The organism is Streptomyces flavofungini, from assembly GCF_041028215.1.
Taxonomy (GTDB): domain Bacteria; phylum Actinomycetota; class Actinomycetes; order Streptomycetales; family Streptomycetaceae; genus Streptomyces; species Streptomyces flavofungini_B.
The window spans coordinates 1-14825 of the sequence record NZ_JASKYR010000128.1 but is presented as its reverse complement, the minus strand read 5'-3'; the positions used below and the strand labels follow the sequence as shown (position 1 = coordinate 14825).

Genomic DNA, 14825 nt, shown 5'->3' with positions numbered 1-14825 from the left:
GTCCTGGACCGGGTCCGGGACATCCCCCTCTACCGCGCCTGCGTCGAGCGCGGCGACTTCCCGATCCTGGAGAAGCCCGCGATAGCCGACGGCTTCCCCGACAACTGGATGACCCCCGAGCTGGCCCGCGCCCTGGAGACCGGCGAGGCCGAGTTCGTGCTCTCCACCGGGACCAACCACGCCCGCATGCGGCTCATCCGCCCGCCGTACTTCCTGCTCCACTCCTACTACCGCCTCTGGAGCGAGCACCCCGAGCTCGGCGCGTGCTGGCACGACGGGGCCAAGCGGATCTCCCTGACCACCGTCCTCGCCACCGAGCACGTCGCCCGCGTCAACGCCCGCAAGCCGGGCGCCACACCCGGCGAGCGCTGGCTCGACGACCGCACGCTGTACCTCAACCGCCGCCTCGACCCCGCCGCATGGGACCGCGCCGAGGTGGAGCGCATGCTCGCCGAGATCCGGGAGACCGCCGCCGCGCACCCCCGGGGCTCCTATCTCCTGGACTGCTCCGGCTACCACCTGGCCCATCTCGTCACCAAGGTCACCCAGTGGGATCTGTGGGACGCCTTCCCGCCCCCGACCGGCATCGTCCACGCCTACGAGTACACGCCCCACAACGTCCGCGCGGAGCTGCGCGCCCGCTTCGGCTGCCCCGTCATCGACCTCTTCGGCAGCACCGAACTGGGATACCTCTTCTACAGCGAGGCCGACGGCTCCTACCGCCCCTACCTGGACGGCATGAGCGTGGAGCTGATCCCGGTGGAGCCCAACAGCGGCATCCACAGCCTCATCGTCACCAGCGTCCGCAACCCGTACATGCCGCTGGTCCGCTACCGCTCCGGCGACTGCGTCCGCACCGTCGACGGCAGCACCGACCCACGGCGGATCGCCTCCTTCTGCGGGCGCGAGAAGGAACTGCTCGCCACTCCCGGCGGCCCCGTCGCCCAGGCCGACCTGGACGCCCGCGTCGCCCGCGTCAGCTCCCGCGTGTTCCTGCAACAACTGAGCCTGACGGGCGATGACGCCTGCCTGCTGTCGTACACCACGTTCACCGGGACGCCTCTGACGCCGGACGAGAACCGCGAACTCGCCGCGTCCGTGGCCGAGTTGACCGGCCGGACATGCGGGGTGGAGCACCGCGCCCACCTGCCCGTCGGACGCTCGGGCAAGTACGCCTGGCTGATCCCGTGACACCTCGAAGCCCCCGACAGGAGCCGGTCATGCCCCGCACGACGCCCCCCACCGCCGAAGAGCTGCTCGGCAGCGGCCTGCACGAGGAGGTGGTCCGGCACTTCACCACGCCGCCCGGCGCGCCGGACACCGCCCTCGTCACCGACCAGGTCCGCGAGTGTCTGCGCTACCTCTATCTGATCTCCCGCCACCCCGACCGGCTCGGTGGTCTCTTCCTGCCCGTGGAGCAGGACATCGACGAGATCTGGCACTACCTGATCCTCCAGACCCGCGAGTACCGCGAACTGTGCGAACAGCGGCTGCCCGGCGGCCACTTCATCCACCACCGCAGCATCTCCTACGACGCCTACCAGGCGGCCCCGGGCCGCGAGACGGCCGCCGAGGAGGCGCTGCGCTGGATTCCCCTCTACACCGCCGCGTTCGGCCCCTTCGACGAGGCGGCGCTCCCGCACTGGACGGTCGTACGGTTCCTGCACGAGGAACTCGGCCTCTCCCTCGCGGAGATCACGGCGGCGGGCGAGGCGGAGGCGCCGGTACGAGGAGCGGCGTGACCGCGACCGCCGCGCGGGCCGGAGAGGCGGCGGCGCCCGAGGTCCTGCGGCGCACGCTGACCGTCCTCGTCGTCTCGCAGGCGCTCGGCGGCGCGGGCATGGCCGCGGGCATCACGGTCGGCGCGCTCCTCGCCGAGGACCTGCTCGGCTCCACGGGCCTCGCCGGGCTGCCGACCGCGCTGTTCACGGCGGGCGCGGCCCTCGGCGCCGCGGTGATCGGGCGGGTCTCGCAGCGCAGGGGGCGGCGCCCCGGCCTCGCCCTCGGCCACGGCGCCGCCGCGCTCGGCAGCGCGGGCGTGGTCGCGGGAGCGGCCGCTCAGTGGGCGTGGCTGCTGCTCGTCTCGCTGTTCGTGTACGGGGCGGGCACGGCCACCGGCCTGCTCGCGCGGTACGCGGGCGCCGACCTCGCACCGCCCGAGCGGCGCGGGCGGGCCACCGGCCGCGTGCTGCTCGCCACGACCCTTGGCGCCGTCGCGGGGCCCAACCTCGTGGGCCCCACGGGCTCCCTCGCCGAGGCCTGGGGCATCCCGCGGCTCGCGGGCCCCTTCCTGCTGGCCGCGGTCGCCTACGCCGCCGCCGGTCTCGTCCTGCTGCTCTGGCTGCGGCCCGACCCGCTGCTCCTGGCCCGCGCCGCCCAGCGGCACGAGCCGGTGACCGCCCGGGCAGAGGGCGCCTCCGGCCGCTTCGCCCCCGGCGTCGTCACCGGCGCCACCGTGATGATCACCGCTCAGCTCGTGATGATCGCCGTGATGACGATGACGCCGGTCCACATGGCGGGGCACGGTCACAGCACCCAGGCCGTGGGGCTCGTCATCGCGCTGCACGTCGGCGCGATGTTCCTGCCGTCTCCGCTGAGCGGCCTGCTCGCCGACCGCTTCGGACGACTGCCGGTGGCGGCGGCCTCCGGTGCCGTCCTGCTCGGCGCGGGGCTGCTCGCCGGTCTCGCGCCGCCGGGCGGCGTGTTCTGGCCCGCCTGCGCGCTCGTCGTCCTCGGGGTGGGCTGGAACCTCGCCCTGGTCAGCGGCACGGCCCTGATCACCGACGCGGCCCCGGCCCAGAGCCGTGCGTCCGTACAGGGCCTGGTCGATGTGGGCATGTCCCTCGCGGGCGCGACGGGCGGCATGGCCTCCGGCCTGGTGGTGGCGGGCGGCGGCTATCCGCTCCTCGCCGTGGCGGCGGGCGCCCTCGCCCTCGCGGTGATCCCGGTGGTGGCCGTGCGGGGGCGCGGGGCCGGTCCGGGGGCCCCGGAACATGGGCTATGATTGATCTTGAGCTCGCCGCCGGACAACCGGTGGCAGGCCAGGCGTTGGTGGTCCAAGGAAAGGCGCCCCACTTCCTGTGGGGAGATGCAGGTGCAAGGCCTGCCCAGCGCTCGACCGACCCCGGTCTCCGGCACGGAGACCGGGGTCTTCTCATGCCGCTAACGGCTGCGCTTGCAGTCCCGGGTGTCGAGCAGTGCCCAGGCGCCGCCTTCGTCCGAGTACTCCTCGATCGTGAAGCGGTCCTCGTCAACGCGGGTGATCTCGGGTCCTGGCGGTGACCCGCCGCTCCGCGCCGCCGGTCACGTAGGAGCCGGTGAAGGTGAGGCGCCCGCCGCGCCAGCCGGGGGACGCCGAAGTGCCCCGTGTGCCCACGTCGTCGAAGTAGTAGGAGACGAACCGCGCGTCGACGCGGTCCCAGCCGAGCACCCAGCTCCCCCTGGTCCGCTGCCGCTCCCCGGGACGCAGGTGCGTCAGATCCAGCTCGTAGAAGTGGCCGCCCAGGATGGGGCGGGCGCGGGCGGTGAGGACCGAGCCCGCCGCGCGGCCGAGGCAGCGCAGGGAGCCGAGCAGGAAGTCGAGTTCGCGCATGCGCCGGGAGGGCGGGAGCACACCCGTCGGCGCCGCCCGTGACACCGTTCTGTTCGCCGTCAGCACCATGACCGTCCATCCAGAAATCGACCGGAGTCGCCGTACCCACTCGTCCCCGCGCAGGAGGAACATCGGCACACCATCGCCTCTCCATGACCGCCTGACGGTCTTTCACGGCCGGAAGAGAGCCATACGCGGTAGTGGATCGACCCTGAAGACCGACCCGGAAAGGGCCGTGACCCTGTGTTCACCGGCGCTTCACCTCAGCCCGCACCGTCCGGCGGCAAGTCTTCATGCGGAGATCACAGACTCTGCGCGTCCGGTTCCCGGCCCCTCCCGAAGGGACATCTTCCGTGGTCACCCCCCATCCCCGGTCGGCGGCGCTCGCCCTGGCCACCGCCGTCGTGTCGCTCGCCGCGCTCGCCGTGCCGCTCCAGGTGCTCGCCGCCCCGGCTCGGGCGAAGGAGGCGCTGCCCTTTGTTACGGCGCGCGCCGAGACCCCGGCCCTGCACGACGACGAGGCGGGCGGCGAAGCCGACGCCGACGACCCGGCGATCTGGCGCGACGCCGCGCACCCGGACCGCAGCCTGGTGATCGCCACCGCCAAGCAGGGCGGACTGCGCGTCTACGACCTCGACGCCCGCGAGGTGCAGTCCCTGCCCGCGCCCGCCGCGCCGGGTCCCGGCCACGCCCCGGGCCGCTACAACAACGTCGACCTCGTGCACGGACTGCGCCTCTCCTCGGGCACCGCCGATCTCGCCGTGACCAGCGACCGCGGCACCGACCGGCTCCGCTTCTACCGCGTCGACGGCGGCCGCCGCGGCGGACCCCTCACCGATGTGACGGACCCGTCGGCCCCGCCCGTCTTCTCCACCTCCCAGGAGGAGATCGACGAGCAGCGCACCGCGTACGGCCTGGCCACCTGGACCGACCGGGCGACGGGGCGCTCCTACGCCCTGGTCAGCCGGCGGGAGCGGACGAGCATAGCCCTGCTTGAGATCACCCCGGCCGCCGGTGGCACGGTGGGCTACCGCAAGGTCCGCACCCTCGACCTGCCCGCCGGCTTCCGGCTCCCGAACGGCACTTCCTGGTCACCCTGCGCGGAGCCCGGCGAACTCCCGCAGGTCGAGGGCATGGTCGTGGACCCGGCCGACGGCACGCTGTACGCGGGCCAGGAGGACGTCGGCATCTGGCGGCTCCGCGCCGACCTCACCGGCAGGCCGAAGCTGATCGACAAGGTCCGCGAGTACGGCGTCCCCGGCACCTACGACGAGGAGAACGAGGAGTGTGCCGCGGGCGCCGACCCCGGCTACGGCGGCAAGCGGATCACGGCCGACGTCGAGGGCCTCACCCTCCTCACCGAGAAGGACGGCGACGGCCACCTCCTCGCCTCAAGCCAGGGCGACAACACCTTCGCCGCCTACGACCGCGAGGTGTCCGACGCCAACGAGTACGAGGGCGGCTTCCGCGTGACCGCGGCCTCCGGCGCCCTGGACGGTTCGGAGGAGTGCGACGGGGCCGCCGTGCTCAACGCGCCGCTGGGGGCCAGGTTCCCGCGCGGTCTGCTCGTCGTGCAGGACGGCCACGACGCGCCGGGCGAGGGCGGACGCCCCTCCACCAACTTCAAGTTCGTGGACCTCGGCAAGGTCGAGGACGCCCTCCACGACTGACGTCGCCCCGCAGGGCGTACCGGTCCGCGCGGTCCTTCAGCGCGGCAGGCCCGCGCGTCGTGACCGCGCGGTGGAGACGAGTTCGGCCACCGTCGCCAGTTTGACCCGGGGACGGCCCGCGGCCTCGCCGCGGGCCACCTCGGCCCGCTCGATCGCGGCGAGGCCCCGGGCGTCGACCACCTGGCGGTTGCGGCGGCGCGCCAGGCGGTGGAAGGCGCGCACCGGCTGCCGGGGAGCGGGCAGGGTGCCCGCGACCGCGTCGGCGAGGAGGGTCGAGACCGTTTCGGCGGCGCAGCTGCGGTTGGCGCCGATGCCGCCGGTGGGGCCGCGCTTGATCCAGCCCACGACATAGGTGCCGGGGCGTCCCGCCACCCGGCCCTTCTCGTGCGGCACGGTGCCGGTGCCCTCGTCGAAGGGCAGATCGGCCACCGGCAGGCCCCGGTAGCCGATCGCGCGCAGCAGCAGGCCCGCCCGCAGGGTGCGCTCCCCCGTCCCGGACGCGATGCGCACGGCGTCCACCCGATCCTCGCCGACCGCCTCGACGGGTGTGCTGTGGAAGCGCAGGACGATGCGCCTGCCCGGCCCGGGCGGCCGCTCCCAGTCCACGGCGGTGCGGGGGACGTCGCTCAGGACGGCCGCCTTGTCCCTCGGGCCCGCCGCGTCGACGGCGGCGGCGATCCGCGGGTCGTGGTCGTCGACGGCCAGTTCCACCTCCGGCAGGTGCTTCAGCGCGAGGAGTTCGGACCGGGTGTAGGCGGCGTGTTCGGGGCCGCGCCGGGCGACCAGGACGACCTCGCGCACCTTGCTCGCGCGCAGCGCCGTCAGGGCGTGGTCCGCTATGTCGGTGCGGGCGAGGGTGTCGGGGTCGGCGAGCAGGATGCGTGCCACGTCCAGGGCGACGTTGCCGTTGCCGATCACGACGACGCGCTCGGCCGACAGGTCCACGGTGTCCGGCGCCGCGTCGGGGTGGGCGTTGTACCAGGCGACGAACGCGCTCGCGGAGAGGGAGCCGGGCAGGTCCTCGCCCGGCACGCCGAGGCGCCGGTCGGCGGAGGCGCCCACCGCGTAGATGACGGCGTCGTGGTGGTCGGCGATCTCCTCGGTGGTGACGTCGGTGCCCACGTCGAGCCCCAGGTGCATCCGTACCCTCGGGTGCGCGTGGAAGCGCGCGAAGGTGTCGCCGACCCGCTTGGTCGCGGGGTGGTCGGGAGCCACTCCGTAGCGCACGAGGCCGCCCGCCACCGGCAGCCGGTCGATCAGCGTGATCTCGGCGCCGGTGTGCAGGAGCAGGTCCTGCGCGGCGTACATCCCGGCGGGTCCCGTGCCGACGACGGCTATCTTCAGCGGCGCGAAGTCGGCGGGCAGGACACGGGGGAAGGAGGGCTCGCCCCAGGCGTGGAAGTTGGGCCCCGCGGGCTCGGGGGCGGGTTCCTCGCCGCTGAAGTACTCCGCGTTGATCGCGGCGTACTCGCGCTGGGCGGCGGGCAGCCTGTCCACCGGGAAGATGGCGTCGACCGGGCAGGCGTCGGCGCAGGCGCCGCAGGCGATGCAGGTCCGGGGGTCGATGTGCAGCATCTCGGTGCTGCCGAACGCCCGCTCCTGCGGAGTGGGATGGATGCAGTTGACCGGGCACACCGCGACGCAGGTGGCGTCGTTGCAGCAGGTCTGGGTGATGACGTAGGTCATGTTCGTGGACTCGGCTCGGCTCGGACCCGTCGGCTCGGCTCGGCCGGAACGGATCGGTCGGAACGGAACGCTCGGAACGGAACGGCTCAGATGAGGTGGGCGCGCTTGTAGAAGACGAGGGCCGGCTTGGTGAGCAGCCCGCACGAGGCCAGGAACTCCATGAGCCCGGCGCAGCTCGACCGCATCATCGACTTGTGGTGCTCGTTGGCCTTCGCCTCGGCGAGGGCGCGCCGCTCGTCGAGCCCGGCGTTCGCGTACACCTTGCGGTTCACCATGCTGGTGACGATGACGTACGACGCGATGGCGATGACCAGGGCGTTGAACTGGCGGCGGGCCCGTCCCGCGCCCGCGAGGTGCTTGCGGGTCTGTTCGCGGGCGAACTTCATGTGCCGTGATTCCTCGACGACATGGATGTTGTTGATGGTGCGCACGAACGGCACGACCCGCTCGTCCCGCATCCAGTCGCGCTGCATGACGTCGAGCACCTCTTCGGCGACGAGGATCGCGGCGTACGCGGCCTCACCGAAGGCGATCGACTTGAACACCCTGCCCAGCTCGGTCGCGAACCGGTGCGGGCGGTAGGGCGGCGCGCCCAGCTTCTCGGCGCCGCGGGCGAACATGATGGAGTGGCGGCACTCCTCGGCTATCTCCGTGAGCGCCCACTGGACCTCGGCGCTGGTGGGGTCCTTGGCGTAGACGTCGCGCAGCACCATCTGCTGGAGGATCATCTCGAACCAGATGCCGGTGCTGGCGACCGAGGCGGCCTCCTGCCGGGTCAGCTCCTTGCGCTGCTCCTCGGTCATCTCCCGCCAGTAGGCGGTTCCGTAGAGCGTGCTCCACTCCGGGCTGGCGCCGTGGAAGCCGCGGTCGAGCGGCGTCTCCCAGTCGACCTCGGTGGCCGGGTCGTACGCGAGGACGGCGGCCGAGTCCAGCAGCCGCCGGGCGATGTCGCCCTCGGAAGGGGTGTCCTGTGTGCTCGGCCGAACAGTGCTGCTTGCCATTGCTGCGGCTCCTTGACTCAGACGTGGGGACAGAGGAGGTCGCGGTGCATGGCTGCGGTGCATGGCATGGGCACGCCACGACCCCCTTGTTAGACAGACGGTATAACAAGGGGGTCCGCGTGCCTACCCTGGAGTAAGAACCAGTGGCGGGAGATACGTGAGTGCGGCAACGGGTCAGCTGTGGCTCAGCTGCTCCTCCGTACCGCTGGGCCGCGCGACGGGCGGCGTCCAGCGGATTCTGGTGCTGCACGCCGAGACCACGAGCGCCGAGGCGGCGACCGCCGCGAAGCCCCAGACCAGACTGCTCGCGTGGGCGATGAAGCCGATCAGCGGCGGCCCGGCGAGCAGCCCCGTCGTCCCCATGGCCGCGACCAGGGTCAGCGAGTCCGAGCCCTGCCCCGCCGCCGCCACGTACACGCACGGGGTGACGGCCGCGATGCCGAGGCCGACGCAGGCGAAGCCGAGCAGGGCGGGCACCAGACCGCCGCTCACCAGCGCGAGGAGCAGCCCGGCACCGGCCAGGGTGCTGCCGAACAGGACCACACGGCCGTCACCGAAGCGGCTGCGCCAGCCGTCGGCGAAGAGCCGGGCGACCACCATCATCCCGGAGACGACGGCGATGCCCAGGGGAGCCAGCCGCTCCGACGCGTCGGCGACGTCCTCCAGATAGAGCGCCGACCAGTCGTTCATGGCGCCCTCGGTCACGGTGCCGAAGGCCATCGCGACGCACATCCACAGCGTCATGGCGGACGGCATCGTCGATGTGCGCGCCTTCCTGGAGTCCTTCTTCCGCTCCTTCTCCTGCTCCCCGGCCGTCTCCGGCTTCCCCGCGGCGGCCGGTTCGTCCGCCAGAAGACCGGTGCGCGCCACCGCCACGAGCAGGAACAGGAGTGCGGCCGCCGCGCCGAAGTGCGCGGTCACCGTGGTGGTCACCCCGTTCATGCCGGAGGCGAGCAGTGCGGCGAGCAGCGAGCCACCGCTGAACGTCGCGTGCAGCCGGGCCATGGCGTTGCGCTCGTACCGGCTCTCCAGAGCGGCGCCCTGCGCGTTCATCGCCACGTTGAGGCAGCCCACGAGCACCCCGTCGACGCACATGACGAGCAGCGCCACCGGGTAGTTCGGCGCCGCGGCGAGGGCGAGCAGGACCAGGGCGAGGCAGAGCGCCGACAGGAGCGCGAGGCGCTGCGAGCCCAGGCGCCGCATCAGGGCCGCGACCAGGGGGAACGACGWCCGCGGCGCCSACACCGGCGGCCATGAGCAGCACGCCGACCTCCGCCGCCGTCAGACCGAGGTCGGCCTTGATGGCGGGAATCCGCGCCGCCCACGTGGCGTACTGGAAGCCGAGCGAGCAGAACAGGGCCGCGATCGCCAGCTGTCCGCGGTGGAAAGGATCACGTACGCGGAGCACCCGCATCAGCCCACTTCTTCGTTGCTTCGCACGGTGCCGGTCCGTCCGGCACCGCCCTGGACATGTAGACGGCCGTCGGGCCGTACCCGGCGGGGACCGCGGCCCCCTGGTCGGCGGTGTATCCCCGCCGCGCCCAGTACCGGTCGCTGCCGCCGACGGCCACCAGGGAGATCCGCTCGTAGCCCCGCGCACGGGCCGCGGCGGTGAGTCCGTCGAGCAGATGGCGGGCGAGCCCCCGCTGCCGCAGTTCCTCGGCCACGACGATGTCGTGCAGATGCAGATTGCGCGAGGTGGTGGCGGTGGCGGCCGGTTCCCGCTCCGGGCTGTGCAGGTCCGGGTAGCGCGTCTCCGGATACGGCAGGGCCAGCAGATAGCCCGCGAGCCGGGAGCCGTGGTCCAGCGCGAAGCAGGTGTCCGGCGAGGCGAGCGCCCTGGACCGCAGCGCGTCCCGCCCCTCGGAGAGACCGAGCGGCGTGTACGTACGGGCTTCGAGCGCCACGACGGCGTCCCAGTCGTCCTCGGCGATGCGGCGGACCCGTACCGGACGGCCGGTGGGCGCGGCGAGCACCCTGCCGCCGCTCACTCGTCCGCACCGTCGGTGAAGGTGCAGGCCAGCGGGCCGAAGCCGTTGAAGCCCCGGGTCATGTAGCTGGTCGCGTAAGCGCCGCTGGACAGGACCCACACCGGGTCGCCCGAGGCCAGTTCCTCGGGCACCGCCACCAGGCCGTGCCGGTGGGAGAAGGCGTCGTCGCTGTCGCAGGTCGGGCCCGCCACGACGGCGGGCACGGACGCGGCGCCGTGGTGCGTGGGAAAGACCAGGCGGTACTGCAACTGGTCCATTTCATAGAGGCCGTTGAACTTGCCGCAGCTCAGATAGAGCCAGTGCTGCGGTTCGCCGTCGGGGCGGCGCCGCGCGGCGAGCCGGGAGACGTGGGCGCGGATGGCGCCGTGGTCGGCGATGAGGTGGCGGCCGGGCTCGATGACGAAGCCGAGCCGGTGCCCCGGTATCCTCCCCAGCCGCGCCATGCCCTCGCGGATCACCGCGAAGATCTTGTCCATCGGGGGGTCGAGCGGTCTGCCGTGCGTGTCGCGGTAGCCGAGCGCGGGCAGCCCGCCGCCGAGGTTGACGTGGTCGAGGGAGATGCCGCGCGCGGACAGGGCGGTCAGCACATCGGCGATGAGGTCGCAGGCGCCGCTCCAGGCGTCCGCCGTCATCTGCTGGGAGCCGACGTGCACGGAGAGCCCGGCGGGGGTGAGGCCCAGCTCTCGTGCCTTGTCCAGGATGGCGACGGCGTCGGCGGGCGCACAGCCGTACTTGTTGCTGAGCCCCCAGAGCGCACCCTCCCCCGTGGTCGCGAGCCGGCAGAACACCCGGGCGCCGGGCGCGTGCCGCGCGATGGCCGCCAGGTCCTCCAGGCTGTCGGTGGCGAAGTCCGTGATGCCGAGGCGGTGCGCGTCGGCGATGTTCCGGTCGGACTTGACGGTGTTGCCGTAGTGCATCCTGTCGACCGGCACTCCGGCCCGCAGTGCCTGCTCGACCTCGTGCGGGCTCGCCGCGTCGACGCCGCAGCCGCGCTCGGCCAGGCGGCCGAGCACCTCGTCGACCGGGCAGGCCTTCATGGCGAAGCGCACGGCGACGCCGGGCAGTTCACGGCGGAGCGCCTCGTAGGCGCCCTCGATCCCCGCCAGGTCCAGGACGATCCCGTCGCCGTCGGCGGCGGCCAGGGCGTCGAGGAGCCGTGGCGCGGCACCCGGGCCCGTGGCGGGCCGCGGCGCGGTCCCGCACATCATCGTGGCGCTCACGCGGGCCGCCCCGCCGTCAGGTGCGCACCGCTGTCCCGTGCCGCCCGCATCAGCGGCTCCCAGGCCTTGGTGAGCAGGGCGAAGTCCTCGATGTCGCCGCGTGCCTCGGCGAGGAGGCGCTCGCGGCGGGCGGCGAGGAGATCGGCGAAGTGCGCGTACCGCCCGCCGAGGCGGCGGTAGGCGGCGTCGATCCGGTCCAGGCGCCGCACGTTCCCCGCCCGGTCGAGCGTCGCGCTCTCCCTGGCGAGTTCGCTGATCACGGAGGCCCGGACGTGCCCGTCGCCGTCGAGCAGGGCCTCCCCGGCCGCCGCCATCCGGTCGTAGATGAAGTTGAAGTACAGCATCGACAGGAAGAACTTCACGAAGCGCGTCTGGTACGCGAGGAAACCGGCGTCGGTCCTGCGTTCCGCGGTGTAGTAGTTGACGATGTTGCGGTTGTGCAGGACGCCGGGCAGGGCGGCGTCGTGGACCAGGTGGATGAGGAAGTAGTCGCTGCCGATGGTGTCGGTCGCGGGCGGCAGCGGCACGCGCTCGTGCACCCCGTGGAAGGCGATGTTGCACATGTCGACGCGCATCGGGTCGACCAGGCCAAGGGTCGTTCGGTCGCCGGTGAAGGGCTCCGAGCCCGCACCCCGGAAGGAGTCCTCGACCAGGTCGCGCTTCTGCTGCTCCGACCAGTCGTCCGGCGCCCAGAGGCTGACCACGTCGTGGTAGGCCTCGGGGTCGAGGCCGCGGATCTCGCTGATGTCGACGGAGAGCTCGCCCACGAAGGAGCTGCCCACCATCGCCACGTTCTTGTGCGCGTGGCGCGGTTCGAGCGTGGTCTCGACGGCGCCGTGCGCCGCGTCGGCCGCACGCCTGCCGAGGCTCGCCAGCTCGTGGTGGACGGGGAAGACGGGTTCGCCCTCGAACTCCTGGTAGCGGCTGTCGGAGTCCCTGCGGTGCACGGACTCGCAGCCCAGGGCCGCGGCGATGAGGAAGGCGCGGTTGGTGCAGGCGCCGTAGGAGACCGTCGCCGGGAGCATCAGCTCCAGCATCAGCTCGGGCTTGGCGACGTCGGCGCGGCCGATCACCCGGCTGAGGAAGGCGCGCTGCTCCGGCTCCCCGAGGTGGTGGACGCTGATACGCGGGTTCTCGGGCAGCGCCCGGACGGCCGCCGCGTGGGCGGCGAACGTGGCCGGGTCCGAGGAGTCGAGGATCAGCAGGTGCACCTCGACGTCGAAGCGGCCGGTGGCGTACGCCGCCTCCTCGCCGATCGCCGCGATGGTCTGGGGGCAGGCCCTGTTGGTGGGGAGGGTCAGGCAGACTCTGCGCATGCGGCTTCCCCGATCGGCTGGTCGAGGTCCGTGCCGTGCCACGACTTGAGGCCGAGCAGCTTGGCGCCGAGGTCGTTCAGGGCGGCGGTGCCGTAGCGCAGGGCCTCGGGCTTGTCGGCGTCGCCGAGGAGCGTGGCGTTCCACTCCGGGGTGCTGAGGTTGCTCCAGGAGTCGATCCGCGAGCGGCGGAGCTCCTCGTGGCCTTCGAGCGCGGGCATCATCGAGAGGTACTGCACGGCCCTGACACCGTTCTCGGAGGTGTTGGGGGCGACGCCGTGGGCGAGCAGGCCGTTCCAGATCAGCAGGTCACCGGCCGCCAGCTCGGGCCGGATGACGGGCATGTCGTCCTGGTCGATCGCGGGGCGGATGGGGTCGCGGCCGTCCGGCTGGAGGGCCTTCCACCGGTCGAAGCGGCGGAACAGCTCGGGGCAGCACTGGAAGCCGCCGTGCTCGTGCCGGGTGTCGTCCAGGGCGATGATGCCCTGCACGCGCTGGGGCAGGATGCCGAGGCTGGTGTCGATGTCCCAGTGCAGGTTGATGTCGAAGCCGCGCTCGGTGGGGGCGATCAGCGAGCGGGAGCGGTTCCTGACGTTGGGCGGGTTGAGGTTGAGCCGGTCCAGGGTGACCCAGAGCTCCTCGCAGTCCCAGACGTCGGCGAAGGCGTCGTACACCCGCTGGGTCTGCCTGCTGTCCCATATGAGCTGGTGGTGGTAGGCCTCGACGAAGCCGTAGATGTGCAGCTCGCGGTCGAGGTCCGAGCGGAACTCGCGCTCCTCGTACCAGGTGTCGGGGCGGCCCCGGTCGAGTCCCTGGAACTCCCAGGCGAAGTCGAGGAGGTTCTTGGCCGACTCGGCGGGGATCGCCTGCTTCACGACGATGTAGCCGTACGTCTGCCAGAAGGCGAAGTCCTCCTCGGACAGCACCTTCAGGGGGCGGGTCTTGGTCAGGTCCCGCAGCTGGGTCTGGGCCAGGTAGGTGTCCCCGTCGGCGCTGAAGTACGGGACGTCGGAGGCGGCTCGGTGGAGGTAGCGGTCGGGCGCTGGCATGTGGTGCTCCAAGGTTCGGTTCTCGTCCGGCACCGATGGGCGGGCGCGGCGAGTCCCAGCCGCCCCTCGTCGAACTTGCGTACCACCAAAATGGACTAGACCAACTACCGCTGTCAACAATTGACTTGGGCGCCTTGTGGGGCAAAACGACGATATTCGCCCCTCATTCACACGCCCGTCACGTGCGGATCCGGCGAACATACGGTGCTTGAATCCCGTACGGAAAGGGGCAGTTGGGGCACCGGAACGGGCACCTGAGTGCATTGACGGCCCGCGGATCCCGGTTCAGGGTGTTGCGCACCTCCGGTAATCCCACGCTCGCGAGGAGAGGCTCCTGTGATGCGCATGATGCGAAGACGCGCCTTCGTCCGTGGACTCGCCGCCGCCGGTGCGGGGGCGGCTCTGCCGCTCCCCCTGGCCGGTGCCGCCACCGCCCGGCCCTCGTCGGCCCCGGCCCGGTCCTCGTCCGCCGCCTGGCAGGAGGTGGCGGCACCCGCGGGGAGGCCCGCCGCCCACCTCGTCGCGGTGGCCGCCGCCGGGCCGGGCCGCGCCTGGGCCGTGGGCGAGCAGGGCCGCTACGGAGGCACCCTCGGCACCCCCATGGCCCTGAGCTGGAACGGCACCGCCTGGTCGGCCGCCGACCTCTCCCACCTGGCCTACACCGGCGGCCTGCGCTCCGTCGCCACCGACCCCGCCGGCTCCGCCGCCTGGGCCCTCGGCACCAGTACCGCCGGACACGACCAGCTCCTCGCCTGGGACGGCACGACCTGGCGGGAGAAGGCGTTCCCCGGCCGCGGCGAGGCGGGGACGAGACTGACGGCCGTCGCCGCAGGACCCGACGGCACCTTCTGGGTGGCGGGGCGGCACGGCGACCGGGCGGGGCTGCTGCGCGGCGGCGGCACGGCCTGGCGCTGGTGCCGTCCGCTGCCGGACCCGGCCGCGCCCACACCGTCCGGGGTGCGGGTCACGCCCGGCGGTGAGGTGTGGGTCTTCGGCGACGTCATCGCCCGCTGGGACGGCGCCTGGACGGTGGTGCCCCGCACCATCGGCATCCGCGCCTCGGTCTCCGGCCTGCTGCCCGTGGCCCACGACGACATCTGGCTCACCGGCTTCTCGTACGGGGTGGGCGGACCGCCCGGCAAACCGCCCTCGGTCGTGCTCCAGCACTACGACGGCACGGAGTGGACCTCGGTGAGCGCCCCGTTCGCCGTGGGCCTCCTGAGCGGCATCACGGCCGACGCCGCGGGCAGGCCGGACCGGATCTCCGGCTGGGACTTCTGGGACCAGAAGCGCGCGCACTACC

General features: G+C 72.8%; 12 protein-coding genes and 1 pseudogene. 5 read left to right on the top strand and 8 right to left on the bottom strand.

The window, feature by feature from the left end; genetic code table 11:
- The 3 genes from AB8Z36_RS11870 to AB8Z36_RS11860 form a co-directional block, all read left to right on the top strand.
- Window positions 1-1191 (top strand): hypothetical protein (locus AB8Z36_RS11870; protein WP_369213211.1); only part of this gene is annotated, 1191 nt, incomplete at its 5' end.
- Window positions 1192-1220: 29 nt separating this feature from the next.
- Complete coding sequence (locus AB8Z36_RS11865; protein WP_369213210.1) at window positions 1221-1742, top strand: hypothetical protein; 522 nt, start codon at window positions 1221-1223, stop codon at window positions 1740-1742.
- Window positions 1739-3004: an MFS transporter gene (locus AB8Z36_RS11860; protein WP_369213209.1), complete on the top strand. Its 1266-nt coding sequence runs from the start codon at window positions 1739-1741 to the stop codon at window positions 3002-3004. The genes AB8Z36_RS11865 and AB8Z36_RS11860 overlap by 4 nt, the downstream gene beginning before the upstream one ends.
- Window positions 3005-3250: 246 nt before the next feature.
- Here AB8Z36_RS11860 and AB8Z36_RS11855 read toward each other — a convergent pair whose 3' ends face one another.
- Window positions 3251-3592 carry a DUF1579 family protein gene (locus AB8Z36_RS11855; RefSeq protein ID WP_369213208.1) on the bottom strand — a complete coding sequence of 114 codons (342 nt, stop codon included), beginning with the start codon at window positions 3590-3592 and terminating at the stop codon, window positions 3251-3253.
- Window positions 3593-3945: 353 nt separating this feature from the next.
- Between AB8Z36_RS11855 and AB8Z36_RS11850 the strand changes: the two genes are divergently transcribed.
- Window positions 3946-5262 (top strand): phytase, encoded by a 1317-nt coding sequence (locus AB8Z36_RS11850; RefSeq protein ID WP_369213207.1) that lies wholly within the window; start codon window positions 3946-3948, stop codon window positions 5260-5262.
- A 36-nt stretch (window positions 5263-5298) separates the two neighbouring features.
- Here the strand turns inward: AB8Z36_RS11850 and AB8Z36_RS11845 are convergent, their stop codons facing one another.
- The 7 genes and pseudogenes from AB8Z36_RS11845 to AB8Z36_RS11815 form a co-directional block, all read right to left on the bottom strand.
- Window positions 5299-6948 (bottom strand): FAD-dependent oxidoreductase, encoded by a 1650-nt coding sequence (locus tag AB8Z36_RS11845; protein WP_369213206.1) that lies wholly within the window; start codon window positions 6946-6948, stop codon window positions 5299-5301.
- An 86-nt stretch (window positions 6949-7034) separates the two neighbouring features.
- The gene (locus AB8Z36_RS11840) at window positions 7035-7949 is read right to left on the bottom strand and encodes an AurF N-oxygenase family protein (RefSeq protein ID WP_369213205.1); all 915 of its coding nucleotides are present in this window, start codon (window positions 7947-7949) and stop codon (window positions 7035-7037) included.
- Between the two features lie 174 nt (window positions 7950-8123).
- Window positions 8124-9363, bottom strand: a pseudogene (locus AB8Z36_RS11835) (MFS transporter).
- The gene (locus AB8Z36_RS11830) at window positions 9341-9940 is read right to left on the bottom strand and encodes a GNAT family N-acetyltransferase (RefSeq protein WP_369213204.1); all 600 of its coding nucleotides are present in this window, start codon (window positions 9938-9940) and stop codon (window positions 9341-9343) included. The pseudogene AB8Z36_RS11835 and the gene AB8Z36_RS11830 overlap by 23 nt, the downstream one beginning before the upstream one ends.
- The gene (locus AB8Z36_RS11825) at window positions 9937-11145 is read right to left on the bottom strand and encodes a type III PLP-dependent enzyme (RefSeq protein WP_369213212.1); all 1209 of its coding nucleotides are present in this window, start codon (window positions 11143-11145) and stop codon (window positions 9937-9939) included. The genes AB8Z36_RS11830 and AB8Z36_RS11825 overlap by 4 nt, the downstream gene beginning before the upstream one ends.
- Before the next feature lie 11 nt (window positions 11146-11156).
- Entirely contained in the window at window positions 11157-12476 is a 1320-nt protein-coding gene (locus AB8Z36_RS11820) for a DUF6271 family protein (RefSeq protein WP_369213203.1), read from the bottom strand.
- The gene (locus tag AB8Z36_RS11815) at window positions 12458-13522 is read right to left on the bottom strand and encodes a phytanoyl-CoA dioxygenase family protein (protein ID WP_369213202.1); all 1065 of its coding nucleotides are present in this window, start codon (window positions 13520-13522) and stop codon (window positions 12458-12460) included. The genes AB8Z36_RS11820 and AB8Z36_RS11815 overlap by 19 nt, the downstream gene beginning before the upstream one ends.
- 345 nt (window positions 13523-13867) lie before the next feature.
- On the opposite strand from AB8Z36_RS11815, the gene AB8Z36_RS11810 reads away from it, so the two are divergent.
- The coding region (locus AB8Z36_RS11810) for a hypothetical protein (RefSeq protein ID WP_369213201.1) at window positions 13868-14825 on the top strand (958 nt) is incomplete at its 3' end.

Excerpts from the sequence above, each read along its gene's own strand:
- AB8Z36_RS11865 (WP_369213210.1), top strand. The coding sequence starts at position 1,221 with ATGCCCCGCACGACGCCCCCCACCGCCGAAGAGCTGCTCGGCAGCGGC.
- AB8Z36_RS11855 (WP_369213208.1), bottom strand. The coding sequence starts at position 3,592 with ATGCGCGAACTCGACTTCCTGCTCGGCTCCCTGCGCTGCCTCGGCCGC.
- AB8Z36_RS11845 (WP_369213206.1), bottom strand. The coding sequence starts at position 6,948 with ATGACCTACGTCATCACCCAGACCTGCTGCAACGACGCCACCTGCGTC.
- AB8Z36_RS11840 (WP_369213205.1), bottom strand. The coding sequence starts at position 7,949 with ATGGCAAGCAGCACTGTTCGGCCGAGCACACAGGACACCCCTTCCGAG.
- AB8Z36_RS11825 (WP_369213212.1), bottom strand. The coding sequence starts at position 11,145 with ATGTGCGGGACCGCGCCGCGGCCCGCCACGGGCCCGGGTGCCGCGCCA.
- AB8Z36_RS11820 (WP_369213203.1), bottom strand. The coding sequence starts at position 12,476 with ATGCGCAGAGTCTGCCTGACCCTCCCCACCAACAGGGCCTGCCCCCAG.
- AB8Z36_RS11815 (WP_369213202.1), bottom strand. The coding sequence starts at position 13,522 with ATGCCAGCGCCCGACCGCTACCTCCACCGAGCCGCCTCCGACGTCCCG.